The sequence below is a fragment of the Marinobacter fuscus genome (assembly GCF_003007675.1).
GTDB classification, from domain to species: Bacteria; Pseudomonadota; Gammaproteobacteria; order Pseudomonadales; family Oleiphilaceae; genus Marinobacter; species Marinobacter fuscus.
The window spans coordinates 74340-100387 of sequence record NZ_PXNP01000109.1; the positions used below are offsets into that span (position 1 = coordinate 74340).

Here is a 26048-nt window from a genome sequence, read left to right on the forward strand (position 1 = left end):
ATCCGACAATCCGATACACCAGAAAACCAGCACCCGGACTGCCATGCTGCTAACCACAAAATTGCTACGGCCAACACCGGATTCCCGGGCCGTCCGGCGTCCACGGCTGGACTCCCTGTTGCAACCAAAACAGGCCAAACGTCTTAACCTGGTGGTCGCACCGGCCGGTTATGGGAAAACCACGCTTGTCAGCCAATGGTGTTCCGGCAATCGTGCGCACACCGCCTGGCTGTCTCTGGATGGTCAGGACAATCAGGTTCACCAGTTCTGGCAATATGTCATCGGTGCCTTTGAACACTCCGGGCTGATTGGCCTTGAGGCATGCAAAGCCCAGTTATCGCAATTGAACGGCGACGATGCCACCCCTCTCATCACGGCCCTGCTCAACCGCTTGACCGACACCGGCGAAGCCTGGTGCCTGGTGCTGGACGACTACCATGTTATCCGCAAGCCAGCACTGCACCGGCAACTGTCTTGGTTTATAGATTACCTGCCGCCGGAGGTACTGGTTACTCTCACCTCCCGCACCGAGCCACCGCTGCCCCTGGCCCGCTGGCGGGTGCGGCAACAGGTTCAGGACATTCATCCGGGGTTACTGGCCTTCTCAGAAGACGAGTGTAGGGCGTTTTTTCAGGGCACCATGGCGCTCGAGTTATCAGACTCCGATATCCAGACCATCTTCCGGAAAACTGAAGGATGGGTGGCCGCCATGCAACTGGCAGCCCTGTCGGGCCAGAATCAGGCAGCCGCCTCGGCATCCGGCTCTGTCGTCAGAGCCGACAACCCATTGATTACCGATTACGTGCTGACAGAAGTATTACAGCAACTGCCAGCCGATCAGGTCGGCTTTCTGCTGGAAACCGCCTGTTGTCCAAGACTGTCTGCCGAGCTCTGCGATGCTATTCGACAGACCGCCGACAGTCAGGAACAGCTTCTGCACCTGCTGTCACAGAACCTTTTTCTGGTGCCGCTGGACAATGATAATCACTGGTTCCGATATCATGATCTTTTTCGCCAGGCACTATTGCAAAGAATACAGGTTTCCGCACCAGATCACGCCAAAGCACTCGAGTTGCGCACGATTGAATGGTTCATGAACCATGGATATGTGCACGAAGGGCTCTCGCTGATTGTGTACCGCCAGGATGCCGAGATGCTGGCCAGGGCCCTCTGCGAACACGGCAACAACCTGATTCATGGCGGTTATCATTTGCCGGTCTTGAGCTGGCTGGATCTGATACCCACCGATCGGTTGCAGTGGAGCCCCCGGTTACAGATGCTCAGGGTCTGGGCCTTGTTTTTTGCCAACCGGGTTGAGGGGCTGGAGCCCCTGCTGACCGATACCGAGGATCTGCTGGATCGGCAGGTCGCCGACTCCCATCCGGAAGCTGAAGGCGCCCTTGCATTGCAGAGTGAAATATCACTGATCCGCTCCTACCTGGCCCGCACGCGCAATGATGACAAGCACGCCGCCGACCTGACCCGGCAAGTGCTCAAGGATATCGACCAGATTCGTATTCCGTTGAAGTCTGTCACCTTTTACGGTCTGGGCCTCGATTACTTCGGTAAGGGTGCTCTGGACGATGCCATTGAGGCTCTTAAATCGGCGGTTCACTACGGGAAGCTGGAACGAAAACCCAGCACCGCATTGTCATCCGGCGGACTTCTGGCCTGGATACAATACAACCGAGGCGATATTACAGTGGCGCTGGAGACAACCCGCCAGGTGCGGGACTGGGTAGATGAGCACTGCACGGATTTCCGCCACCCCCTGCTGATCTCCTGCTGGCAAAACAGTGCCTTGTGTGAAATCTACCGGGAGAAAAACCAGCTAACCACAGCCGGGAGCTATCTTGCCCCATTACTCGAACATGTCAGCAAGGGAACAGAGCCCGGTCAGCACGTGGTGATACAGTATGCCCGCGGGCATCTCGCGTTCAGTCAGGGCCGCTACGAAGAGGCCATCGAGGCACTGGAGGATGCCCTGGCGACGGGGCAACGCCGCCGGGAACATATTGTTTTCGAACCTCCCGCGGCGGCTGCACTGCTTGCACGTTGTTACCTGGCATGTGGCCACCCTCGCAAAGCCAGAGCCTGCCTGACCCCCGCGCTGGAGCCTGCTGCCCGCAATCCGCTTAACCGGGAACAGAACCTGATCTCGCTGGCGCGGGTGCAAATTGCAGAAGACAACAGCAAAGCCGCCATCAACACGCTTTCCCCGCTGAGGGCAGACACTCAAAAAAATGCGCATCACCGTCACCTCGTCGAAATCCTGCTGGTTACGGCCGAGGCATACCTGGTAGATAACCAGGAGGACAGCGCGGATCAGGCCCTCGATGAGGCCCTTGAAAGGGCCGAGGAAGCGGGCTTTCTAAGACTGTTCGCTGAAGAAAGCCCGCGTTTGCAGGCCAGGCTGGCCGAGCGGCCCGGTCTCCTTCAGTCCGGACGATGGTCCGGGGAGCTGCTTGCGATGCTCCGGGCCGAAGCAGCTCAGGCAGAAGACAACACGTTGATGGAGCCCGCGCAAACTGGACGCAGTGAGGCCGGGAGCAGCAGCTCACTGGTCGAGCCTTTGAGCCAGCGAGAGCAGGAAGTGCTGTCGTTGATCCATCAGGGGCTGGCAAATAAAGACATCGCCGAGCGCATGAGCGTAGCGCCCGCGACGGTGAAAGCACACATCCGCAATCTTTACAGCAAGCTGGGTGTAGGCCGGCGAACAGAGGCTCTGGCCAGGGCGAGGGAGCTGAAGCTACTGGATAACCCTGCATAGATGTGATCTGCGTCACAATTAGGCCTTATTACGCCCCGCCGCTACGCCCTTTGGACGATCCGTCTACGCCCCTGTTGCCCCTAATATAAAACCATGGTGAGGCGCTGGCCTTGCCCGGAACTCTGAACTTCAGGCCTTCAGACTTCTTGTTCCGCGTTCGTATGACGCCCAGGCTCGAAAGAGCCCTTCAACAAGAGCCGCTTCCCCGAAGCTGGCTCTTTTTTTTACCCTGCCCCACAACTCAGTGCTCGATGACCCGTCGAAACGGTGGCAACGCATCCAGCAATAGCTGACCGTATCTGCGAGCCACTATACGCCGGTCCAGAATGGTCACCCGGCCAGTATCCTGCTCGGTTCTTAACAAACGCCCAACGGCCTGAACCAGCTTTACCGACGCATCTGGCACCGTGATTTCCATAAACGGATTGCCACCGCGCTGGGTCACCCACTCAGCCAGGCTGGCCTCAATAGGGTCGTCCGGAACCGAGAACGGCAGGCGGGTAATCACAACGTGGTGCAGGTACCGCCCGGGCAAGTCAATGCCCTCGGCAAAGCTGGCAACACCGAACAGGACGCTCGGCTTGCCATCATCTACCCGGAGGCAGTGTGTACGCAGAACTTCGTTCTTGGCCATGTCGTCCTGCGTAAGGATCAATTCCGGGAAATTGGGGGCCAGCGCATCTCTCACCTGCTGCATTTGCCGCCTCGAGGTAAACAGCACCAAGGTAGCCTTTTCCCCGGCCCACAGCTCCGGCAGGCGCTGCACCAGTGCATCGGCAAAACCGTCATCGGTAGGCAGAGCGCCCATGGCAGGCACCTCAACGGTGGCCATCTCGGCGTAACGGAACGAGCTGGGCACCACAAGATAGCGGCTGGCCTCGGGAAGACCTGCCCGGGACCGAAGCCGGTCAAAGCGGCCCAGTGCCGTTAACGTAGCGCTGGTGAGTACAGCACCGTAAGCCCGAGACCAGAGACGCGAATACAGCAGGTTATCGGCCAGCACCGGAGAGCTGTAGAGGGTAATATCTTCGGCATGATCCCAACGCTGGCGCACGGCCCATCTGGCCGCTGGCGGACTTTTCCGGGCAACGGATGCCGCCGGTGACGGCTCTTGTTTAGCGTCATCCGCTTCCAGTGAAGGCTGGCCCTCACTCCAGGAAACCCACAACCGTAGCTGATCTTCAGCCCTGGCGTGAAAAGCACCAATCACCGGGTACCAGGAATCTGCGGTATCCCGGTCCAGCTCAGGATCCTTTCGCTCATCGAAGGCACTCTGGAGTTCATCAACCAGGCTACCCAGGTGCCGGCACAAGCCTGCCGTGGCGATGCGGGTCTCGCCCGCGAGCTCTGCCAACACCTCGGGCAAAGCACCCTCGGGATACCGCCACTGCGCGCTGCGGCGCTCCTCATTGAAATCCCAACCGGTGTTCTGCTCAACTTCCTCGTAGACGCGAGCCAGGGCCAGATCCAGATCCCGCCCCGCCAGACTCATTTTCTCGACGGCTTTACTGGCCTGGGATCCTGCTGGCAGCCAGGGCTGCATTTTAACCAGGGCCTGAGACAGCTGTTTCAACCATTGCCGTGTGGAGTTCAGCGGTACAGAGGCTGCAAAGTGGTTGAGCGCCTTATCAGGTAAGTGATGAGCCTCGTCAAATATGAACAGGGCGTTTTCCGGCTCCGGCAGGATGGCACCTCCGCCAAGGGCAAGGTCCGCCAGTACCAGATCGTGGTTCGCAACCACCACATCCGCATCATCCAGGTCTTTGCGGGCATCAAAAAACGCACAGCTGTCGAAGTAGGCACAGTGGCGGTTGGTGCACTGCCGATGATCCGTGGTCACCTGCCGCCAGATTTCGTCCGGAATCTGTTCCGGCCAGTGATCGCGGTCGCCGTCCCATTCGCGTGAACCATAGCTGGCCAGCATATTCTCGAACGTTGCCCGGCTGCGTGCTTCATCGTCTATCGGCTGATCCAGCAGGAACAGGGGCATGGTATCACTGTCACCATGGCCCTCATCGTGGAGCCGGGCTTCCAGCCTCGACATGCACAAATAACGGCCACGGCCTTTGGCCAGTGTCCAGGTGAAATCGAGTTTGCTGTGCTTGCGCAAATCCGGCAGATCTTTCAGAACGATCTGATCCTGAAGCGCCACCGTGGCCGTTGAGATAACCAGTGTTTTCCCCAGCGCCTTTGCGACAGGAATCGCAGCAATCAGATAAGCCAGCGTTTTACCGGTTCCGGTTCCGGCCTCCACCACACAGGCAGACGGAGGTGACGTACGTAGTCCGTCGCTTTCAGTGATCTCGCCCATGTAACGGGCGATTTCTGCAATCATCAGGCGTTGCCCATAGCGGGCACGCACCTCCTTTCCGGCAAGAACATCCCGGTAGGCCTGCTGGATTTTCTGTTTTACGTCATCTGTAAGCGCCATTAGCCCGGGCTCACCCAGTCACGCACCGTGCCAACGCGAAAATAGCGGCCGTCTTTACTCAGAACAACACCGTCTTCTGTAATTCTGACGACAACCAGATTACCAAAGCGGTCGCCCTGCCTGAGATAATGGCCATTGATCATGACCCGACTGGCTGACGGGTCGGACGAAAAAATATGGCTGTTGAAGGTCAAATCCGGAACACTCTTTTGAAAGGATAGGGGTAGCTCAACCAGGTGCGGCACCCTGCCCTGTGGCATCGCCGGCGTCAAGCCCGGGGTGTTTTCAGGCGTCGCTGCGGATCGGCTGGGTACAATAACGGCAGGCGCCTCGAAAGCCGGTGCAACCACCACGGGCTCCTGAGCCATCGGTTCAGCCGGGAACGGCTCAGTATCGCGAACCGCTAACTTTGCAGCATCCGTCGCATCAACACCGCGCTGGCTGCCGGAAACAGGCGATGGTTCGGTAAGCGCCAGCTCCGGATCACTCACCGGTGCCGCTTCACTGGATGCCGATTGCGGATTGTCGAGATTCCCATACGGCACGGGCTCAGGCACTCGGTTCTGGCCCGGCCAGAAAACATAGGCTAAAACCGCTGCGTTCACCAGAAGTGCAAGTGCCACCCACAACATCGCGGATACCGGCTTTTTCTTTGGCCGATAGACAACCTGCATCTGCTGCCCGAGATCCGGGGCCTTGCCCTGCCGGCGCTCTGCCTCAGATTTCCTCAGCGCATCAAGAATATACGACATAGCCTACCCGTCACCCTTGGCCACGGCCGGACGTAACTTCGGGATATCCGCTGCCAGGTCGTTATTAATCTGGATGATCGTCATGGCGCCGGGTATCCCGTCTACTACCAACCCCCGCTGCCGCTGGTACCAGCGAACCTGCTCCGTCATTTCCAGCCGTTTCACCCGTTCGGCCTCCTGCCCGGATACCGACAGTTGATCGGCAAGCGCCATCATTCTGGCGCCCAGCCAGAGTTGCTCGCCCGAGCTGTCGCCGTAAAGGCCTTCTCCGGTCTGGTATTCCGGCAGGCGCCATAACACCCGGAAATCGCCGTACCAGAAAGGCTCGATAGCACTGAAGGGCACGGACAGGTTACCGAGCCCCGTCATCAACAGCGCCTCCCCTTGCTGCATGCCTGCGAGCACCGCATACCCGGTTTGCCCCTCCGAATTCCGCAATTCGAGAATGGCGGGGCGATTAATCGCCTCCAGACTGCGGCGGCTGCCCTGGCGTTCAAGGCAAGACAGCCCCACCGAAGTGGCGTAATCGCAGGCGATAGGATTGCCGGAACGCTGGAATTCGACCTGCCAGAGCCCAAACAACTGCTCGAAAGCCCCGGCAAGGCTCTGGGTATGCTGACCGAACCGGAACATCGGGGCAGGTTCTGGCTCTGGCTCGGGCGCTGGCTCAGCGACCAACTCGTCACCCTCTGCGCCATCCTGCACCGGCAGCGACTCTGCGTCACTGCCCGAAGGCTCACGCTCAACAAGCCCGGCAAACGCAACGCTGTCGTTCCGGGCCACCACCTCTGCATTGTTCTGCCCGATTTCCGGCGAGAAAAGCCAGACCGTACCGAGTACCGCCAGCGCCACCAGGGCCGCCACTATCCAGCCATTGCCAGTCAGTGGTGCAGTTTTTACCGGGCTGGCCGCCAACGACTGATGTCCGACTTCTTTTGCTGCCTGCTTCACAAAAACAGCCGACACCAGATGCTCACCTTCGGCATAGGCGCCCAGCAACGCCCGATCACTGATCAGGTTAATCAGCCGCGGAATACCATGGCTGGCCCGATAGAGCCTGCGCACGGCACCCGGCGTAAACACCTCGCCTCGCATGCCCGCTACGCCCAGCCGGTACTGCAGGTAGGCGGGCAACTCATCCCGATCAATAGCATCCAGGTGATAGCGGGCGGTGACGCGCTGGTTCAGCTGACGTAATTCCGGCAACGCCAGTATCTGTTTCAGCTCCGGCTGCCCCAGCAGAACGATCTGCAGAAGCTTTTTCTCAGAGGTTTCCAGGTTCGTCAGCAGGCGTAACTGCTCCAACACATCCGCTGAGAGATTCTGGGCCTCATCAATAATCAGCACTTTGTGGCGGCCCGCGGCATGGGCAGCCAGAAGACTCTCGTTAATGCCGTCTACCAGAACCTTGATACTGGCATCGGGCTGATGTGGAATGCCCAACTCGTCACACACGGCGGACAGAAGTTCACGGGCAGACAATCGCGGGTTCAGCACCAGTGCAATATCGACATGCCCGGGGGCGTTATCAATAAAGCAGCGGCACACGGTGGTTTTGCCGGTGCCGACTTCACCGGTGATCACGATAAATCCGCCCTGCCCCTGAACTCCGTACATCAGGTGGGCGAGAGCCTCTTTGTGCCGGTCGCTCAGGTACAGGTAGCGCGGGTCTGGCGCTATGGAGAACGGCGGCTCCCGAAAGCCGAAGAAGTCGTAGTACATGGTGCTCAGGGCCTGCCTGGCATAGCATCATGAACCAGGCGCAACTCTGCCGCCCGCCGGTTCTGATGTTTCAGACGCCGCACACACCGCTCCAATGTTTTGGAAATCCGGGCGTGAGACCGGATCATGGAGATCTTGGGCCAGGTTGCCCGCTCTCCCTCCAGAATCATCTCGCGGACATACTCCGGGCTTGGGTTGGCCAGCATCCGCTGAAAATGCTTCATTGAATAGCGGGGGGCGATGGTGACATCGCCATAGTAACGCTGGGCCATAATGGTGTACATCTGACCGGAGAGCTGCCTTAGCAACTCCGGACGCACCCGTTTGCGCAGGTAATCAAACAACCCCTGGCCATGAAACTGGACTTCCGATTTGAACAGATGCCCCGGCAGGTTGGCCAGGGAAAGCTTTTCGTCCTGCCCCCGATCGGTCAGAAACGGTACTACATGGGGGTTGGTCTGGCTGACAATGGTGAAATTGACATCGTACAGGTGCATCAGCCGTTCAATCGGCAGGTCGCTGACCACAGAACCATCGACAAACCTGAGGCGCGGCATGTAAGGAAGCGTATTGCCCCCGAGGTCTTTTTTCATCAGAGTGACCGGCGGAAAAATACCTGGCACTGCGGCACTCGCCAGCGCTGCACTCCAGACCAGCAGATACGGTGACGTGTACCCGCATAGCAAGCGCGCCTTCTGGTGCGCCTGCACCGGCGACACACTGATATTAATGCTCCGGCCTGTGCGCTGATACGCTTCTTCGAACGTGTAGTCGCCTATATTCTCGCGCAGGCAACGGCGCAGGGTGTCCTGGTCCATTAACCCCTTACCGCGCATAGCGCTAAGCAGTCCACGCCATTTCCAGGCCTTGAGGTTATGGTTTTCGGGCACCAGCATTTCCGGCACTTCGGCATCGGTATGCACCCCGAGAATACCGGCAATAATGGCTCCAATGCTGGATCCGGCAATAACCTGCGGCAACAACCCCTTTTCCCACAGGGCTTTGATGACTCCGAAATGGAACATGCCGAGACTGGCTCCGCCACTGAGCAGCAGCGCAGGCCTGCCATAACTGGTGAGCGTATCGCGGAAGAACTGGAGCTTATCGTAAACCGGAAACCCTGGCACCGGGTGATCGCAAATAAAGTCCAGGGATTCACACACCTGGGTGATGTACTCTTCAATCAGGTGTTTGGTACCTACCCGGGAACGCGTGTACAGCGCAGGGTTGCCCATATTGCCCAGGTCGTGATGCAGGCCTTCACGAAGCGCCCGTTTCAGGCGATCAAAGTCGTTTTGCTGCCGATACTGTTTCAGGTGACTGAGGCGGTCGTAGATGAGCTCGTAGTGGTAGAGATCTGAGGCGAAATCCTCTTTCCAGTCGGCATTACCCTCCAGGAAATCCAGCTCAAGCGCAGCCGCCTTCCATTGCTCGTAGGTGCCAGCCTGCGCCAGCATCTTGCGAAACCGGGATATCCTCGGGTCTGTGATCAACGGGCGCCTCCTGGCATACCACCTCAGAAATCTTCGAGCATCAGTTCGTCGTCATCGCTCGCGAATGGATCATCCTTGATTTTACCATCGTTAATGAGAAATTCCCGACGCTGGAGAAATGCATTGCGCATAAACGTGTACTGGTCGCCGGAAATAAAGCTCTCGGCCGGTATTAAATCTGCTCGTTTGTCGACAATCTGCAGGGCTCGCAGGTAATACCACTCGGGGCTGTCCACGGTATTCCAGGCCGACGGCAACATAAATCCGTCGGTCAGCATGCCACCGAAGTTGCGGGGTGTTGAGGGCCCGAGCAATGGCAGCATCAGATAGGGACCGGAATCCACCCCCCAGGTGGCTAATGTCTGACCGAAGTCTTCCGGCCGTTCGGGCAAGTCGAATGCATTGGCGACATCAAAAATGCCCCCCAGCCCGAACACGGTATTAAACGTAAACCGGCCGAAAGCGACTACGGCTGATTCACCTTTGAGCTGCAACAAACTGTTGGTGAAATTCCGGATCTCAGAGAGGTTGTTGAAGAAATTGCTGACACCGCGATCGACGATATCCGGTGTGACTGTGCGATAGCCCTTTGCCACCGGGCGCAGCACCCAGCGGTCAATGGTATCGTTGAAAGTGAAAACTTTACGATTCCAGCTTTCGTAAGGGTCCTCGGCGCTCACAGGCATGGCTCTGGAATCTGCGGGCTCCTGCAGGTTCTGGGCGTTCGCCGCCAGCACCGGCGCACACAGCAAAAACGCCGTCAGAAGTGCTTTCCCCAACGCCTTCCGGCCACAAAACTCTCTCATATCCATCTCTCGGGTTGTCTAACCTGCTCGAATTCGTCAACAATACCGGCGCTTTTTATTGTTGCCCTGTTCCGGAGGAAATCAGATGTCAGTACCAGGTAATCCAGTCAGCACCCTCACCATGAACCTCAGGTGGGGCGATATGGATGCATACGGCCATGCCAACAATACCGTTTACTTCCGTTTCTTCGAGGAAGCCCGAATCCAATGGCTTGCCGGACTGGACATGGGAGACATCGATCAATCCACAGGCCCGGTTATCATAAAAACCAGTGCCACGTTTCTGAAAGAGCTGATGCACCCGGCCAGCGTGGTTGTGGAAACATACGCCGACAAAGCCGGAAATACCAGTCTGGATACTTACTATTTGCTTAAGGATGAAGTCAGCGGCGCGGTGTATGCCGAGGGCTATGCGAAGATCGTTTGGATGGACTGGAAAACTCGCTCATCTACCCGCCTGCCAGAGGCCCTGAGAGCCCTGGCAGCGGTATAGACAAGCGCCGGGGGTCAGCGGTGACGAACCACAACGCTGCCGATAGAATAACCGGCACCGAACGAGCAGATCACACCCAGGTCGCCGGTTTTCAGGTCTGCCTTGTGTTTGTGGAAGGCAATAATAGAACCGGCCGAACTGGTGTTGGCGTACTCGTCCAGAATGACCGGCGCTTCATCCAGGGTTGCATCCCGGCCTAATACCTTACGGGAAATCAGCTGATTCATATTCAGGTTCGCCTGATGCAGCCACATTCTGGCCAGATTGTCCGGCGCCAGCGACAGAGACTCCAGATGCTCCTGAATGGTGGCCGCTACCAGCGGTGAGACTTCCTTGAACACCTTGCGACCTTGCTGGATAAACAGTTTGTCCGGCTTACCGATGCCGGATTCATCGCCCCGGTTGAGGAAGCCGAAATTGTTGCGGATGTTATTGGAAAACGTGGTCTTCAGGCGGGTACCCAGTATCTCGAAACCCTGTCCGGCCCGGGTGTTTTCTTCCCGTTCTACCAGTATGGCGGTGCAGGCATCGCCGAAAATAAAATGGCTGTCCCGGTCTCTGAAGTTCAGGTGGCCGGAACAAATTTCCGGGCTGACCACCAGTACCGAGCGAGCGGCACCATTTTCAACGGAATTGACCGCCGCCTGCAAACCAAACGTTGCCGAACTGCAGGCCACGTTCATATCATAGGCAAAACCTTCAATACCCAATGCCTGCTGAACTTCAATCGAGACGGCCGGGTAGGCCCGTTGCATATTGGAGCAGGCCACGATCACTGCGTCCACATCGTCAGCCGTTTTGCCAGCCTGCTCCAATGCCTCGCGACAGGCTGCAACCGCCATATCGCACTGCACAGAGGGCTTATCGTTACTGCGCTCGGGAATCCGTGGCGCCATTCGCTCCGGATCCAGAATGCCTTCCCGGTCGATCACATGCCGGCGCTTGATACCCGATGCTTTTTCGATGAAGGCTGAGGATGACGGTTGCAGGGCGACAAGCTCACCCCGCTCAATCTCGCCAGCATGTTCGCTGTTGTACAAGTCGACATACCGGTTAAACGCTTCGACCAGTTCGTCGTTTTCAATGGTGGCAGGCGGCGTATAGAGGCCGGTTCCGCTGATGACGGCTTTAATCACGATAACCCCACGTCATATCTGAAGAAACAATGAGTCTACGGAAATACTATCACAGTGTTGCAGGTTTGCCCGTGGAAGCATTGTTCAATTATGTACGGGTCTGTTGCCACTGTTTTTCAAGTCGCTTCAACGACACGGTCACGGCTGTTCCCAGTTGCTGGGCAAAAAATGACACCCGGAACTCCTCCAGCATCCAGCGATAGAGTTCAAGTTCCGGGTCGCGAATGCCCTGGCGTTTAAGCTGGTCTCTTTTACTTTCATAACGTGCCCAGAGGGGCTCAATGGTATGCAGGAACTCCCGTTCGCGGCCCATCTCCCGAGGCATCTTCTCCAGCCGGTTCGCGGCGGCCTCAAAGTAGACCGAAAACCGGGCAAGCCATTGGCCCGGTGTATCAGACAGAAAGCCGGGATACACCAGGTGCTGCAACTGGAATTTCAGGTCGGCCATACTATTGGCGAGCGCAAGGTTGATTTTTCCCTTAAGCTGACGGGCCACCGACTGATAGCCCTTCATGGCCTGGAATAGCCGTTCGTCTGCTTCTTCCAGCGCCGGAATGAAGTCGCCGCGATACTGTTCAAAGCACTGGTCGAAGGCCTGCTCGTTTCGCGGCAGGCCCTCGGCAAGAAAGTGCGCCATTACCGTCGACATCACCAGATCATCCAACAGCGCTCGAGCCTGCCCGACAGGTGAGAAAATCAGCGCAGACTGCTTGAACCTTGGCAGCTTGCGGTCAAGCCCTGCCAGCGTATTGCCGAAGCGGTTCACAATGAGCCGGGCAACCCCACGGCGCAAGCTGTCTTCCGCAGTCAGGCGATCCAAACAACGAATAGCACGCACTTGCTGGCCGCGATCTTCCAGAGATGGATAGACGGTTACCTGCATTCCGCCTTTTTCGGTCTGAACCTGCTCCGGAATCCTTCCGAATTGCCAGTCACTGAAATCCCGATCCTCACCCGGAGCCTCATTGCTTCGGGTAGTCGAGGCCAGAGCTTGCTCTGCCTGCCCTTCAAGCCGCGCCTGCAATTCCGAGGTATCCCGGCTTTCGTCAATCACCTTACCTTTGTCTCCGGTTACCCGCAGGTTCATTCGCAGGTGCCGGGGCAACTCTTCTGTGGGCCAGTTCTCGGGGTCAATCTGAACGCCAGTCATCCGGCGCAATTGTTCACCCAACTTGATCGCCAGGGGCTCGTTACCCGGTTGCAAGTTTTCAATGGCGGCATCAACAAAGTCCGGCACCGGCACAAAGTTGCGCCGAAGTGCTTTGGGCAAGCCTTTCACCAGGGCAATGCACTTCTCCCTCAACAAACCCGGCACCAGCCACTCCAGGCGGCGCACGGGAATCTGGCGCAGTGCCATCAGGGGCACGTTCAGAGTCACGCCATCCCGTTCGCTGGTTGGCTCAAACTCGTAGCTCAGCGGGTACTTCACCCCCTCCCATTCCAGGAAGTCCGGATACAGCTGCTCTGCGGCCTGGTCAACAGGGCGCTGCAACACGTCCGATTCGCTCAACTCAAGCTCCTTGAGCTGTTCTGCGGACAAGCTCTTCCACCAGGTTTCAAAATGCCGCCCGCTTACGATATCCGCTGGCAAACGCTCGTCGTAAAACGCCACCAACACTTCGTCGTCGACCAGAAGATCGCGGCGCCGGGTTTTCTTTTCCAGATTCTCGACGGTATCAAGCATTTCCCGGTTACGCGCCAAAAAGGGTGCCCGGGAGCGATAGTCGCCCTCTACCAGCGCCCGGCGGATAAACAGCGTGCGACATTCCGCCGGATCCACTTTCGCATACGGAATCCGGCGCCTGGACACGACATCCAGGCCATAAAGCGTGACTTTTTCGTAGCCCATTACCTGGGCGCGCTTCTGCTCCCAATGGGGCTCAAAATAATGATGTTTGACCACATGCTGCCCAAGCGGCTCCACCCACTCCGGCTGGATTGCCGCCACCATCCGGGCAAACACCTTGCTGGTTTCAACAATTTCTGCAGCGACAATCCATTTCGGCGAGGTTTTCACGACCCGGGAGCCCGGAAAAATCATGACTTTGCGATTTCGGGTCGCCAGGTACTCCCGCTTTTCTACCTTGACCGCCACCTGCCCCAACAGCCCGGCCAGGATCGCCTTGTGTATGGCGTCGTAATTGGCTGGCTGCGCGTTCAGGGCCAACTTCTGTTCCCGGCAAATCAACGTGAGCTGTCGGTGAATATCCCGCCACTCTCGCATCCGCATCCAGCTGAGGAAACTCTTCTGACACAGTTTCTTGAGCTGGTTCTGCGACAGTTCCTGACGCTGCTCTTCATACCAACGCCAGATGTTGAGCAGGGTCGCGAAGTCTGACTCTTTGTCGTTGAATGGCGCATGGGCCTGATCCGCCGCCTGCTGTTTATCCTGCGGCCGCTCCCTCGGGTCCTGAATACTCAGCCCGGCAATCACAATCAATACCTCGGCCAGGCTGCCAAGTTCGGCGGACGTCACCAGCATTCGAGCAAGCCTGGGATCCAGCGGCAAACGTGCCATGGTTCGACCTAGCCGGGTAACCCGCCGCTTGTCGTCCACGGCGCTAAGCTCTTCCAGCAGTTTGTAGCCATCATTAATCTGGCGCCGATCCGGGGCTTCCAGAAACGGAAAATGCCGGATCTCGCCAAGACCAGACGTGGCCATCTGGAGAATGACTGATGCCAGATTGGTTCTGAGAATCTCCGGATCTGTGTATTCCGGCCGATTCAGAAAATCGGCTTCGTCATACAAACGGAAGCAGATGCCCGGCGCAACCCGGCCGCAACGACCGGCCCGTTGGTTGGCGCTGGCCTGAGAGACCGGCTCGATCGGCAACCGCTGAATCTTGGATCGGACACTGTAGCGACTAATCCGGGCCACGCCTGTGTCGATAACATAGCGGATGCCGGGCACCGTCAGTGAGGTTTCCGCCACGTTGGTCGAAAGCACCAGCCTGCGCCCCCGATGGCTCTGAAATACCCGGTTCTGCTCCTGGTTGCTAAGGCGCGAATAGAGCGGCAACACCTCGGTATGGCGTAAGTCCGCGTGGCGCAGTACCTTGCTCAGGGTACGGATCTCCCGTTCACCCGGCAGAAACACCAGCACATCGCCCGGTGATTTTTTCTCGTTGCGCTCGTGTTGCTCGATCTCTTCCAGGGCGGACAGCACACCATCGGTCCAGCCCTGATCCCGGTCATCCTCATCACCGGCTAACGGCCGGTAGCGGATATCCACCGGAAAGGTACGTCCGCTGACTTCAATAACCGGGGCTTCGTTAAAGAATGAACTGAAGCGCTCTACTTCTATGGTGGCCGAGGTAATGATCACCTTCAGATCCGGCCGTTTGGGCAGCAGTTGCCGCAGATAACCGAGCAGGAAGTCAATGTTGAGGCTGCGCTCGTGGGCCTCGTCAATAATCAGCGTATCGTAACGATCAAGAAAGCGGTCATGCTGAACTTCCGCCAGAAGAATGCCATCGGTCATTACTTTCACCCGGGACGATTCCGAGGTGTTGTCGGTAAACCGCACCTGATATCCAACCTGCTGGCCAACCTGCTCTCCAAGCTCTTCAGCAATGCGGCTGGAGACACTTCGGGCGGCAATTCGCCGGGGCTGGGTGTGGCCGATCAGGCCACGAATACCACGCCCGAGGTTCAGGCAAATCTTCGGGATCTGTGTCGTCTTTCCGGAGCCGGTCTCACCGGCAATAATAACAACCTGATGATTGTCGATAGCGACGCTGATGTCCTCAACCCTCTCGCTGACCGGCAGCCCTGCAGGAAAAGTCGCGGGTTTGTGCAAAGACTGGCGCGCTCGAACCTTCTCCTGCCCGGCCGTCAGCCAGTCACTCATTTTCTTCAGGTCTTGCTGGCCAGGTTTTCCCTTACACCGGCCAAGACGCCGAAGAATGCGGGCCGCTTCTTGCTGGTTACACGTGTCCAGCTGTCCGGTCAGCGCAGAAACAGACATTCCGGTGGGGGCAGAGGCAGAAGGTGTACGATCAGTCATGAAACAGCAGGCTCGTAAAACAATCAATGGGCATCAGGGCGAGACAGTCTATCGGGAAAAGCGCGGCCGAGAAACACAAAGACCCCGCCGGAGCGGGGTCTTTGTTTCGTCGGGTGGGGTGTCGGCCTACTCGGCGGTTGCCTCGTCACGAAGTTCCCGGCGCAGGATTTTACCCACGTTGCTCTTGGGCAACTCATCACGGAACTCAAAATGCTTGGGCACTTTGTAGGCCGTCAAACGCTCGCGGCAGAATTCCTTCAGCTCGTTCGCGGTAACACCCTCTTTGGTTGGCACCACGTATACCTTGACGGCCTCTCCGCTCTTGGCGTCGGGGATACCGACCGCCGCGCACTCCACAACCTTGGGATGGCTGGTCACAACATCTTCGATTTCATTGGGGAACACATTGAAGCCGGACACGATAATCATGTCTTTCTTCCGGTCGACAATGCGGATGTAGCCATCTTCCTGAATAAGAGCGACGTCGCCGGTCTTCAGGAAACCATCGTCAGTGAAGGACTTCTTGGTATCGTCCGGGCGCTGCCAGTAGCCGCGCATCACTTGCGGTCCCTGCACACAGAGTTCACCCGGCTCACCCACTGGCGTTTCATTACCCTCATCATCAATGGTTTTAACCACCGTTGACGGAATCGGCAAACCGATGGTGCCGATCTGAACCGCGCTGTGCGGATTAAAGGTGACCACCGGCGAGGTTTCTGTCATGCCGTAGCCCTCACTGATTTCACAACCGGTAACCCGCTGCCACAACTTTGCGGTATCGCTGGTCAACGCCATGCCCCCGGAAGCGGTCAGCTTCAACTGTGAAAAGTCCAGCTTCTTGAAATCCTCGTTATTGCACAGGGCAACAAACAGTGTGTTAAGGCCAATGAACCCCGAGAACGGCTGTTTCTGGAGCTCCTTCACAAAGCCTGGAATGTCCCTCGGGTTCGGAATCAGAATATTGTGGGCACCGGCTTCAAGCATGATGCCGCAATTCAGTGTGAACGAATAAATGTGATAGAGAGGCAGCGGAGCGATAATGACTTCTTTGCCTTCCTGTACCTGGTCTTCAAGCATCGGCCGCACCTGGGTCAGGTTGGCAACCAGGTTGGCGTGGGTAAGCATAGCGCCTTTGGCGACCCCGGTTGTGCCGCCCGTATACTGCAGCACCGCCAGGTCATCAAGCTTGATATCCACCGGGGTAAACTTCTCCCGCGCGCCTGCGCTGAGCACTGCGGGCAACTTGTGCGCACCGGGAATGCTGAACGCCGGTACCATCTTCTTGATATGCTTAACCACCGCGTTCATCAGTGTGCGCTTGAGGGGTGAATGCATATCCGCAATTTCAGTAACGATCACGTGGTCGATACTGGTATGCGGGAGCACTTTCTCAGCGTTGTCAGCCATGTTGGCCAGAACCACCAGTGCGCGGGCACCTGAATCGTTAAACTGGTGCTCCATCTCCCGGGTGGTGTACAAGGGGTTGGTGTTCACCACGATCAGCCCTGCACGCATGGCACCAAACACCACCACGGGGTACTGGGTGACGTTTGGCATTTGCACGGCAATGCGGTCGCCGGGCTTGAGATCGGTTTTGTTCTGTAGCCAGGCTGCGAAGTTACGGCTCTGGGTATCAAGATCCCGGTAGGTCAGAGTGGCACCGAGCGCAGTAAATGCGGGCTTATCTGCGTATTTCTGCACCGCCTGTTCAAAGACATCTACCATGTTCTTGTATTTATCGAGATCCACCTCCCGGGAAATGCCCGCCGGGTACTTGTCTTGATAGAACTGCTCGAAATCCATCACCATCTCCTGTCTGGTTGATGCTGTGCAGAGGCCCGCCAGCTGTGCCCAGCGCCCCCTTTCTACCACAATCGACCAACACTGAAAAACCGGGAAAAACAACCCGACAAAAGTATCAGCCCGAAAAAAGTGGGGAGAGAATAGCAGTTTTGGCAGCAATGAGGTAGTTTTCAAAACAGCAAATCATATAACCAGACTACAGCAGGATTCACTGGAGCCATCCGATGACTGACACCCTCGACACCCTTGAGAACATCACCTACGACGAACTGAACGAGGGCGATTCCGCAACCTTCACACGCACACTGACGGAAGACGAACTGGTGCTGTTTGCGGCGGTCTCCGGCGATGTCAACCCGGTGCACCTGGATTCCGAGTTTGCCGCCGGTTCGATGTTCAAGGAACGCATTGCCCACGGCATGTGGAGCGGGTCACTCATTTCAGCGGCACTGGCAACGGTCATGCCCGGCCCCGGCACCATTTATCTGGAGCAAAGTCTTGCGTTCAAGCGCCCGGTAAAACTGGACGACACCCTAACCGTCACCCTGGCCGTGCTGCGCAAGGAGCCGAAAAACCGCGTGGTCTTATCGTGCGTTGTTCGTAATCAAAACGATGCGGAAGTTGTTGCCGGTGAAGCCAAGGTGATTGCCCCCACCGAAAAGATGTCGTTACAGAAGCCTCGCCTGCCAAAAATCACCATTGCGGACTAAGCTGGCCGCCCGGTTATGCGGTGTCAGCCGGATAACCGGGCCGTTGCATTAGCCCGGAAGGAAGTCGATCGGAAACCTAACCGTCCGGGTATCAACATCGGCAGCGCCGAAGTTGAACATCTGCACCCGCATCGCTATTCGCTGCTCAAGCATTGCATGGGCCAACTCGGAGCCCACAACCCTGCACTCCGAGACACTGCCATCCGGCTCAATAACCAGCTCAAGCGTCAACTGGCCCTCCAGAGTAGGGTCTCGGCGCAACTCCCGCTGGTAGATCGAATAAAGAACGCTCTTCTGGGCATCGAAAACCTGACGAATATTGCTCATAGCCCGCTCTCCCCCTGAGTGGCGGGGCGGCCCCTCATTCCTGGCAATCGCCGTTGTCTGCTCAGCGGGTATTCGGGCAGCCTGAGCCCGATGTTCCGCCAGTACCACGTCCTGAACCGGCGCAAGCTGGTCTGAAACACCCCCACTGCCCGCCAGAACCCGCGCCTCCTGGTTCGCCGTTGCGGCCGGTACAGCTATATTTTTGGAGGTATTGGCTTTTCTGCGTGACACCGCCGGTGCATCGTCCACGGCGGCTAATGCGGACAATTGACTCTGCATCGCAAACAGCCCAGATCTGGAGGCAGACTCCCTTGCCTGCTCAGTCGTTTGGGAAGACGACGGATTGTCGACTGCTGCAGGTTTCCAGGCCGGTTCGGCAGGCCGGGCAGCGGGCGCTGGCTGGTCTGGCTTCGCAACCGGCTCTGGTTCAGGCTTCGGTGCCGCAGGCACCTCTGGCTGCGCTGGTTCTACCTCCGGAACAACCTTGGGCTCTTTTTTCGCTTGGATAAGCCTGGCAAGCTGTGGTGGCAGCTTTTCTGCCGTCTCCCGATCCCTTTCCGGCAAATCCATGCCGGATATCAGCCAGGCCGGAACAGCAAAAGCAAGCAGCATCAAACAGACAATCATCACGAAAGTCAGCCGCTCGGCGGGATCCCTCGCCCAGGGCAACCGGCTTTCTGCCATCGCCAACTCAGCCATTGCGCACCTCAGGCTCTACCGCCAGCCGAACTTGCCGGAACTCTTCGTTTACGCAGGTTTGCATGATCTTCTCCAGCAATCGATACTCAACCTCACGCCCTGCCAGAATGGTTACCTGCAATCCTTCAACAGGTATCTCGCTTTGCTGCGCCCGTCGGTATGCAAGCTCTTCTGACAACCCGGCGATAACCGGCGCAGCGGCATCGAGACTATCCAGCCTCGCCACTTCCCGACCCTGAACAAGAAGCGACTGGCCAGTCACCTGTACGGTCAGGCTCTCGATAGCCTGCTGTTTGGCGGTAGATTCAGGAAGAGTAACGTTGGCCGGGCTCTCCATTACTTTTACATCCGACGAGTTGACCATCAGAAAGAACACCAGGATGGTAAAGATATCCATCAGCGATACCAGATTAAGGCCACCCGCTCTGTGCATACGGCTGTAGTGTCGCTGCCGGTAACGGGCCTTTCTTGACAGTTTCATGCTCCCTCCCTGTCACCGTTTTCCGGGTTGGCAGCCAGAGCGCGAGTTTCGCCGGCACTCACAAGTGCCACATCAGGAAACAGTTCAGCCTCAACCACACTTGCCGCAACAACCGCAGGGTAAGAACGCAGGGTATCCATTGCCGTTACCAGAGTCTGGTAATCCACGTTCGGGCCAACCTGCAACGTAACGTCTGTTTTTTCTGGCACGCGGCCCTTGATTCGCTGCAGCAGGCTGCTCAGTGCGGCATAGTTCTGCCGCCCCCCGGCCACCGGAAAGGCCTCAATTAAACCACGTTCACTGTCGGCAACCTCCAGCCCCTCCGGCAATAGCGTTACAACCAGTTGAAAAGACTCTGCGTCGGGGGCCTCGCCCGTTTCCATTCCGGGAAAATTCAGCTCAATCATTCGTATCTGGCTGAACACCATGCCCAGCAGCAATACCGGCACCAGTACAATCATCAGATTCAGAAAGGCGGTAATATCCAGTTCCGCTGACGCAGTCAGCCTGCGGTGTCGACGTCTCATCACTTATTGCCCCCGAACAACTGCCACCGAGCCGGAGGCTCAGGCTGGCAGCTCACGATTTGTGGATTCAGACACCAGGTTCAGGAGCTTGACGCCCGCCATTTCGAAACTGTCGACCAGCTCATTGGTTTGTGTCTGCAACAGAGCATGAAACAGCAACAGGGGAATAGCCGAGATCAACCCGAAGGCCGTGGTATTCATGGCCACAGATATACTCTCGGATAGCAGGGAGGCTTTCTGGGCCGGGTCTGCGGCGGCCACGGCAGTGAAGGCCGCAATCAAACCAATAATGGTACCCAGCAGGCCAAGCAAGGTAGCGATGTTTGCCAGAGTAGCAAGATACTGGGTGCGCTTCTCCAGCCGGGGCAGTACCTCCATCAGGCCTTCCTCCATCGCGTACTCGATGTCCTCGCGGCGGTGATTAGCCAGCAGCCGCGCAAGCCCTGCTCCCAGAACCGTTGCAATGGCGCTTTTAGACCCTGCCGCTGCTTTCATGGCCCGGGAATAGTCCCGCTTCTGCAACGCAGGGAGAATGCCACGCTCGAAAGCAAGCCGGTTCCGGCGTTTCATGGCTCCAAGGTAGAGAAATCTTTCCAGCGCAATCGCCAGGCCGAACGCCAGCACCACCGCGATCGGATACATAAAAGGGCCACCTTCCTGAAAAAAGCGAACAAGGGTCTCTAACATTTAATTATTCTCCATCAACTACGGTGTTTTCGGTTGCGTATGGTGTATACGGGATAGCGGCGGAGCGGTCGGCTCAAGCACCAGCGGATTCAGGGTTTCACGAAATGTTCGATGATTTTCCAGCACATCAGCAGACACCGGCTGCAGCAGTTCGGGCGCTCGCCGATCCAGAGTTGTCACAGGGCGCCTTGGCAGATCCGGTTCCTGCCAGGGCAGGATGTGAAGAATGGCCGGCTCATCATCGCCAGCTCCCATCGAGATGCCCCGCACCACCAGGTCACCGGATGGTAACTCCGGAGTGTTCACGACTTGCTCCGCACGGGCTAAGGAATTTGTGGCAAGCCCCAACAGAAGCAGCAACAGTAGGCAGCCGATACGCGCGCTCATTGCACTCTCCGTTCCAGATCAACAATCCAGGACGCAACCTGCTCATCCGCCTGGTCAGATAGAGCCTGAAACCGGCGATAGTGGTTCAGTGCCCTGTTCAGATCCAGCAGGTAAAGCTCAGAGATCACCGCGAGGTTGAAGTGCAGATGGGCAACTTCCGGCGTCATCTCGATACCCTGCCGGAGTAGATCCGCAGCTTCCTGAAAGCGCGCCTCCCGGGTGAGCAAAAGCGCAAGGTTGTTCCTCACTGCCGCCCGCTCCGGCTCGGCCCGCAACACCTTCTGCCAGGCCGCGATGGCCTGGCCTGGCTGGCCCGCCTCATAGGCCCGCAGCCCCTGTAAAACCCATTGTTCCACCTGGGCAGGGCTGACAACCACCGCGGTGTCCTGAGCCGGCATCCGGGTGCCTTCGCCGGTAGCCGCACAGCCCGCCAGAACCGCCACCAGCATGGCCAGAGAGACTGCTCTTATCCTGGCGATAGCCTCACACATCCGTGCTGTCCTCCGTTGTCCAGGTCATCCAGCGCAAACTGCGCTGGTAGCGGGCCGGGTACAGATCTGCAAGCACCTTGAGGCTGCGCTCCACCCAGGGGTCACTTCCCGCCTCAACAATTCGCTGATGATTTCGGGCGTGCAACTCCAGCGCTTTTTCCTCCAGAGGATACGCCTGCTCTTCCAGCAGCATCCGATATTGCATGGTTTCAAGTTCATTTAGCTCATCCGGCACCTCCGAAGCGATCAACGCTGCCGCCAGCGCTCGGTATAGCTCCGCCCGATGAAACGCCACCCGGGAAAGTACCTCATTGCCACCGAAAGACGCGGCATCCTGCAATAGCTCCCGAGCCCTCTCCATGGCGCGGCGCTTGCGTGCCAATGACGACGCCAGGGGATGATCAAGCGCCACATCATTAAAATCGGCAATCGCTTGGTCGGCGAAGTAGAAAGCGGCATCCGCAGCCCAGCGCAAAGTCTCGTCTGAGTGCCAATCGCTTGCCCGCTCCTGATCCAACAACTGTTTTCGCCATGGGTCTGCACCCGGGCCATCAACAGATGTAATTAGCCTATGCCGGATTTGCTGCCGGGCCAGATGCCCGGACGCGGTTCCGGGCTCCTGAACCGCGACCAGCCAGGTGCTGTAAAGCTCGTTGCGGGATGCCAGATCCCCGATAGAGTGGTAGATTTCAGCTGCCCGCAACCGGGCAGGCCAGGGGTTGTCAGCCTTCTCCGCCACCTGAAGCAGAACAGCGGCCGCTTTCCTGGGCTGACCGGATTTCTGGTAGGCCAGAATCAGCTTTTCACCGATAGCACTGACAAGCTGGTGCCGGGGGTAATCCACCTGAAAACGATGCAACTCGTTGATTGCTGAAAGCCATCTGCTTGCGCCTAGAAGCGTATTGGCGCCGTCGAAGCGGGCCCTGATCGCAATCTCAGTGCCCGGCAAAACATTCTCGATACGCTGGAAGTGGGCGACAGCAAGATCCGTTTCCTGCCGTGCAACTGCCTGCTCCGCCTGGCGATATATGACCGTAGCCAATTGCTCCAATATCCCCGGCTTGTCTGCACCCTCGGCACCCACCTCATCTACCAGGCCCAGGGCCTGTCGCCAGGCACTTTCCGCCTGCCCGTAATCCCCCTGATTCTGATGAACACGGGCGGCGACCAGCCATGCGCCATAGCGATCCGTCGGCGAGATATCCGACCATGACAAAGCCCTGGTTGCGAACGTCAGTGCATTCTGATGGTGCCCCCCCTGCTGCCAACGATTGGCCAGGTCTACCCTCAGACCCGAAATACGGTGATCGCTACCAAACAGGCTCGAATAACGGCGCTCCTCAGCCACCAGCGTCTGCATCAGCGATTGCCACTGCTGCGTTGATGCGGCCTCAAGCCGGTCATGGTAGATTCGAATCGCCGCCCAGGCCGCATCGCGGGATTTCTCACCGGGGTATTCATACGCCGCAGCAAGGTAGTGAGCAAGAGCCCGCTCATACGCCTGAGCCAGTAAACTGGCATCACCCGCGAGGTAATGGAGTGGCCCCGGCTCGGGGGCTCGGGGCGCTAAAGCCTCGAAGTAATCCGCTGCCTTCAGCAGAGCGGGCGTTCGGTTTTCAGGCCCCGTGGCGCTCACCCCTTGTGCGTAATAGTAATCAGCCAGTGAGCGGCTGTATTGGCCCCAGATCACCTGGTGATGATCGTTCAGGCTCTGGTAACGGGCCTCACTGGCAAAGCGGGCTACGTAGTCTTCCCTGGCGGATCGTGCCTGACTTTCCTGCCCGGCCTGCAGCCAGAAAGAAACCGACTGTTCCGCAAAGTCAGCGGCCGCCCTGTGGGCTGGATAGCGGGCAAGGAATGCCTGATTGACCTGAACGCCTTTGCGATAGCGCCCGTCAAAAGCATGAAGGTCTGCCTGCCGATCGTACAGAAGATAGTGCCAGACACCGGGGCTGCGATTGCCAAGCCAGCTTGACAGACTCTCTGTTCCGCCACTTTTCCTTGCCATATGCGCAAGTATGCGAAAGCTGTCTCCGACACGGGCCTGAGCCGAGCCTGACAGCCCATCAAGTTCGGCGGCGCCCGGAATATCCAGATCCAGAACGGCCATGAAGGTTTCTGCAGCACGTGGCCACGCCGCTGCGCCCTGCTTGAACTGACTCCACCCCTGCATATAGCGGGCCTTGCTTACCAGCTCAGGGTGCTGGGCGCTCTCCACCACTCGCCGGTACCGGGCTTCCGCTTCGGCAAATTCGCCTGCCGAGAATGCCGCTTCAGCAATACGGAAACGGGCTTCCGGTGCCAGCGCTGAACCTGGATAGAGGTCTACAAGTTCTGTCAATCGCTGAATTGAGAGATCGGGCTGGCCAGCCATAGCGTGTGCCTTGGCCAGCTGATAGAGCAAATCGTCAACCTGAGCGGGAAAGCTGCTGTCGCCCAGAAGTGCTTCGTAGCTTCCGATGATTTCCCGGTAGTCCCTGATCTCCTGCTCAGCGGAATAGCCCAGTTCCTCTCCCGCCCGGTTGCGAATACGGTGCAGGCGGTTCAGCGCATCGACACGTACATCCGGCTCTTCAGAGATTTCAAACAGGCGTTGGTAGCGACGAACGACTTCCTCCGGCGCAATGGCTGGCAGGGGCCGACTGTCAAATTTGAGAAACACCGGCCGAATGTCACCCAGGGTTTCTCCATCACGCCCCAGCTCTACACGGAAAGACTCTTGTGCCATCAATGGTGCACTGGCCAGCGGTACGCCCATCAATATCGAACATATCAGTTTTTTCAGCCGCGCCCTCTGCTTCACCGCTGACCCTCCAAATGCTCCAGAGCCAGATCCTCGTACAGATGGGCAATTTGTTGCCCGGTGCGGTTCCGCGCTCGTGCCAGCCTGTTCTTCTGTTGTGCCACGAAAGCCAGCGCCTGCTGATCCAGAGCTGCCGCAGCCGCCTGCCGCGAATCCGCCAATTGCCGGCGCAGCGCTTCATTTTCCGCAGTAAACGCCCGCACCCGTGCCAACTGATTACTCCGAGCCCCCCTGTATTGGGCGCTTCGGCTTTCAAGGCTTTCGCGGCGAGCCTTGGCAGACGCAAGAATCTCCTGCAGCTCTTTGAGTTGATCAGACCGCGCCCCAGGCCGCCCCATGGCCAGCAATTTCTCTATTTGTGATTGCAATTGGCTGTGCTGATTCTGCAGGCCAAGAATTTGCTGGCTTACTTCTTCCACCTGCTTGCCGGTTCGGTGCTTGAGCATGGCGCCTGTATAGATTTCCAGATCGTTTTGGCGTTGCTCCAGTGTCTGCTTGAGGGCGTCAAAGCGGGCCATACGCCGGATTGCTGCCTGAGCATCGGGCTGCTCCAGAAACAGGAGCAGATAACCCAGTCTCGGCTGGGTCAGAGTGAGACTGTCCTCCAGAAACCACTCGATGCCCTTGCCACGGGCATCCTGAACCAACGCCTTGTAGGCCCCGTGCTGGCGAATATTGCGCTCAAGCTCTGAGAGAGTCGCCTGCTCGGATTCAAACGCGGCATTGGCAGCCAGCCAGTATTCCCCTGCCTGGCCGGGATAACCGGCAAGATCAAATCCGCTCCCCATGCCGATCCAGGCTTCAGGTACCCCGGCAAACGCCAAAGGAAACTTTTTTGCCCGATGCCAGCTTTGCATGGCGGCACGGTAATTGCCTTTCTCTGCCAGTGCTACGCCATGCAAATAGAGCGCTCTGGGGGTCTGGTATCCATCAAGCGAGACCTTTTCCAGAAAGTCGATGGCCTTATCCTGCTCACCGTTCTGAAGCGCAAAAAAACCGGCCTGTAAATGCAGCCTGTCGAGCACCGACTGACGTCGTTTTTCCTCAGAATCCTCTTTAGCCATCGCTATGGCAACTCTCAGAGCGACCAGAGCTCTTGAGGTATTGCTGTCCTGCACACTGAAAGCCGACGCCAGGTTCATGTAACCAATCGCAGCCCAGTAGCCGCCAACCATACCAGCCAGCTCTTTGCCCGCCTGCTCTGTGTTGCCGGAAGCAAGTTCGAGTTCGGCCAGGCCTAGTCGCGCCTGCTCGGCAATATCCCCGAACCCAAACCGGCTGGCGCCACGAAGCCAGTGCCGGGCCTCGGCAATATCCCCCGCTGCCCGTGCCAGATTCGCCAGCGCCAGTGCCGACTCGCCACGAAACTGCTCTCGGGCAAAAAGCGTACGATAGACCTCACCGGCTTTTTCAGCCTGGCCGCTTATCTGCAGCAGTCGGGCCCGGTACAGATCGGCCTCGGCGTTGCCAAGTGATGCCACAAGCGACATCACTTCTGCAGATCTTCCGGTATCGAGCCCGAAC

19 protein-coding genes are annotated in these 26048 nt (G+C 57.8%); 3 read left to right on the forward strand and 16 right to left on the reverse strand.

Going from position 1 to position 26048, the window contains the following annotated elements:
* The first annotated feature begins 43 nt into the window (after positions 1–43).
* Positions 44–2770, forward strand: a complete 2727-nt coding sequence (locus C7H09_RS17440) for a winged helix-turn-helix domain-containing protein (protein ID WP_106765115.1) — start codon at positions 44–46, stop codon at positions 2768–2770.
* A 241-nt stretch (positions 2771–3011) separates the two neighbouring features.
* Here the strand turns inward: C7H09_RS17440 and dinG are convergent, their stop codons facing one another.
* Genes dinG through C7H09_RS17465 form a run of 5 tightly spaced genes read right to left on the reverse strand, consistent with a single transcriptional unit; the run spans position 3012 to position 9854 of the window.
* Positions 3012–5201, reverse strand: a complete 2190-nt coding sequence (gene dinG, locus C7H09_RS17445; RefSeq protein WP_106765117.1) for an ATP-dependent DNA helicase DinG — start codon at positions 5199–5201, stop codon at positions 3012–3014.
* On the reverse strand, positions 5201–5953 hold the full coding sequence (locus tag C7H09_RS17450; protein WP_106765119.1) for a general secretion pathway protein GspB: 753 nt from the start codon (positions 5951–5953) through the stop codon (positions 5201–5203). Before C7H09_RS17450 ends, dinG begins: the two co-directional genes overlap by 1 nt.
* A 3-nt stretch (positions 5954–5956) precedes the next feature.
* The gene (locus tag C7H09_RS17455) at positions 5957–7675 is read right to left on the reverse strand and encodes an ExeA family protein (protein WP_106765121.1); all 1719 of its coding nucleotides are present in this window, start codon (positions 7673–7675) and stop codon (positions 5957–5959) included.
* A gap of 5 nt (positions 7676–7680) precedes the next feature.
* A complete protein-coding gene (locus C7H09_RS17460; protein WP_106765123.1) occupies positions 7681–9168 on the reverse strand; it encodes a DUF3336 domain-containing protein in 1488 nt (495 codons plus the stop codon).
* A gap of 23 nt (positions 9169–9191) precedes the next feature.
* Complete coding sequence (locus C7H09_RS17465) at positions 9192–9854, reverse strand: MlaA family lipoprotein (protein WP_106765521.1); 663 nt, start codon at positions 9852–9854, stop codon at positions 9192–9194.
* Positions 9855–10059: 205 nt separating this feature from the next.
* On the opposite strand from C7H09_RS17465, the gene C7H09_RS17470 reads away from it, so the two are divergent.
* The gene (locus C7H09_RS17470) at positions 10060–10467 is read left to right on the forward strand and encodes an acyl-CoA thioesterase (RefSeq protein ID WP_106765125.1); all 408 of its coding nucleotides are present in this window, start codon (positions 10060–10062) and stop codon (positions 10465–10467) included.
* Between the two features lie 14 nt (positions 10468–10481).
* Here the strand turns inward: C7H09_RS17470 and C7H09_RS17475 are convergent, their stop codons facing one another.
* The 3 genes from C7H09_RS17475 to C7H09_RS17485 form a co-directional block, all read right to left on the reverse strand.
* Positions 10482–11603 carry a beta-ketoacyl-ACP synthase III gene (locus tag C7H09_RS17475; protein WP_106765128.1) on the reverse strand — a complete coding sequence of 374 codons (1122 nt, stop codon included), beginning with the start codon at positions 11601–11603 and terminating at the stop codon, positions 10482–10484.
* 88 nt (positions 11604–11691) lie between these two features.
* Positions 11692–15609, reverse strand: coding sequence for an ATP-dependent RNA helicase HrpA (hrpA, locus tag C7H09_RS17480; protein ID WP_206074355.1), 3918 nt, complete (start codon positions 15607–15609; stop codon positions 11692–11694).
* 126 nt (positions 15610–15735) lie between these two features.
* Complete coding sequence (locus C7H09_RS17485) at positions 15736–17412, reverse strand: long-chain fatty acid--CoA ligase (RefSeq protein WP_106765131.1); 1677 nt, start codon at positions 17410–17412, stop codon at positions 15736–15738.
* Positions 17413–17636: 224 nt separating this feature from the next.
* Here C7H09_RS17485 and C7H09_RS17490 point away from each other — a divergent pair, with 224 nt between their 5' ends.
* Entirely contained in the window at positions 17637–18122 is a 486-nt protein-coding gene (locus C7H09_RS17490) for a MaoC/PaaZ C-terminal domain-containing protein (RefSeq protein ID WP_106765134.1), read from the forward strand.
* Between the two features lie 48 nt (positions 18123–18170).
* Here C7H09_RS17490 and C7H09_RS17495 read toward each other — a convergent pair whose 3' ends face one another.
* The 8 genes from C7H09_RS17495 to C7H09_RS17530 are packed head-to-tail and all read right to left on the reverse strand — an operon-like array spanning position 18171 to position 26014.
* Entirely contained in the window at positions 18171–19148 is a 978-nt protein-coding gene (locus C7H09_RS17495) for an AgmX/PglI C-terminal domain-containing protein (protein ID WP_106765136.1), read from the reverse strand.
* Entirely contained in the window at positions 19141–19629 is a 489-nt protein-coding gene (locus C7H09_RS17500) for an ExbD/TolR family protein (RefSeq protein ID WP_106765138.1), read from the reverse strand. The genes C7H09_RS17495 and C7H09_RS17500 overlap by 8 nt, the downstream gene beginning before the upstream one ends.
* Entirely contained in the window at positions 19626–20156 is a 531-nt protein-coding gene (locus C7H09_RS17505) for an ExbD/TolR family protein (protein WP_106765140.1), read from the reverse strand. Before C7H09_RS17505 ends, C7H09_RS17500 begins: the two co-directional genes overlap by 4 nt.
* A gap of 39 nt (positions 20157–20195) precedes the next feature.
* A complete protein-coding gene (locus C7H09_RS17510) occupies positions 20196–20843 on the reverse strand; it encodes a MotA/TolQ/ExbB proton channel family protein (RefSeq protein ID WP_106765142.1) in 648 nt (215 codons plus the stop codon).
* 18 nt (positions 20844–20861) lie between these two features.
* The gene (locus tag C7H09_RS17515) at positions 20862–21230 is read right to left on the reverse strand and encodes a hypothetical protein (protein WP_240616643.1); all 369 of its coding nucleotides are present in this window, start codon (positions 21228–21230) and stop codon (positions 20862–20864) included.
* Positions 21227–21721, reverse strand: a complete 495-nt coding sequence (locus tag C7H09_RS17520) for a tetratricopeptide repeat protein (RefSeq protein WP_106765144.1) — start codon at positions 21719–21721, stop codon at positions 21227–21229. The genes C7H09_RS17515 and C7H09_RS17520 overlap by 4 nt, the downstream gene beginning before the upstream one ends.
* A complete protein-coding gene (locus tag C7H09_RS17525) occupies positions 21714–24524 on the reverse strand; it encodes a tetratricopeptide repeat protein (protein ID WP_240616644.1) in 2811 nt (936 codons plus the stop codon). The genes C7H09_RS17520 and C7H09_RS17525 overlap by 8 nt, the downstream gene beginning before the upstream one ends.
* On the reverse strand, positions 24521–26014 hold the full coding sequence (locus C7H09_RS17530; RefSeq protein WP_106765146.1) for a hypothetical protein: 1494 nt from the start codon (positions 26012–26014) through the stop codon (positions 24521–24523). The genes C7H09_RS17525 and C7H09_RS17530 overlap by 4 nt, the downstream gene beginning before the upstream one ends.
* Positions 26015–26048: the final 34 nt, after the last annotated feature.

What these genes read in the sequence shown, in the direction of transcription:
- C7H09_RS17500 (WP_106765138.1), bottom strand. Translation starts at nt 19,629, where the DNA reads ATGAAACTGTCAAGAAAGGCCCGTTACCGGCAGCGACACTACAGCCGT.
- C7H09_RS17485 (WP_106765131.1), bottom strand. Translation starts at nt 17,412, where the DNA reads ATGGATTTCGAGCAGTTCTATCAAGACAAGTACCCGGCGGGCATTTCC.
- C7H09_RS17515 (WP_240616643.1), bottom strand. Translation starts at nt 21,230, where the DNA reads ATGAGCGCGCGTATCGGCTGCCTACTGTTGCTGCTTCTGTTGGGGCTT.
- C7H09_RS17505 (WP_106765140.1), bottom strand. Translation starts at nt 20,156, where the DNA reads ATGAGACGTCGACACCGCAGGCTGACTGCGTCAGCGGAACTGGATATT.
- C7H09_RS17450 (WP_106765119.1), bottom strand. Translation starts at nt 5,953, where the DNA reads ATGTCGTATATTCTTGATGCGCTGAGGAAATCTGAGGCAGAGCGCCGG.
- C7H09_RS17510 (WP_106765142.1), bottom strand. Translation starts at nt 20,843, where the DNA reads ATGTTAGAGACCCTTGTTCGCTTTTTTCAGGAAGGTGGCCCTTTTATG.
- hrpA (WP_206074355.1), bottom strand. Translation starts at nt 15,609, where the DNA reads ATGACTGATCGTACACCTTCTGCCTCTGCCCCCACCGGAATGTCTGTT.
- dinG (WP_106765117.1), bottom strand. Translation starts at nt 5,201, where the DNA reads ATGGCGCTTACAGATGACGTAAAACAGAAAATCCAGCAGGCCTACCGG.
- C7H09_RS17490 (WP_106765134.1), top strand. Translation starts at nt 17,637, where the DNA reads ATGACTGACACCCTCGACACCCTTGAGAACATCACCTACGACGAACTG.
- C7H09_RS17455 (WP_106765121.1), bottom strand. Translation starts at nt 7,675, where the DNA reads ATGTACTACGACTTCTTCGGCTTTCGGGAGCCGCCGTTCTCCATAGCG.
- C7H09_RS17530 (WP_106765146.1), bottom strand. Translation starts at nt 26,014, where the DNA reads ATGTCGCTTGTGGCATCACTTGGCAACGCCGAGGCCGATCTGTACCGG.
- C7H09_RS17520 (WP_106765144.1), bottom strand. Translation starts at nt 21,721, where the DNA reads ATGTGTGAGGCTATCGCCAGGATAAGAGCAGTCTCTCTGGCCATGCTG.
- C7H09_RS17470 (WP_106765125.1), top strand. Translation starts at nt 10,060, where the DNA reads ATGTCAGTACCAGGTAATCCAGTCAGCACCCTCACCATGAACCTCAGG.
- C7H09_RS17440 (WP_106765115.1), top strand. Translation starts at nt 44, where the DNA reads ATGCTGCTAACCACAAAATTGCTACGGCCAACACCGGATTCCCGGGCC.
- C7H09_RS17495 (WP_106765136.1), bottom strand. Translation starts at nt 19,148, where the DNA reads ATGGCTGAGTTGGCGATGGCAGAAAGCCGGTTGCCCTGGGCGAGGGAT.
- C7H09_RS17465 (WP_106765521.1), bottom strand. Translation starts at nt 9,854, where the DNA reads ATGCCTGTGAGCGCCGAGGACCCTTACGAAAGCTGGAATCGTAAAGTT.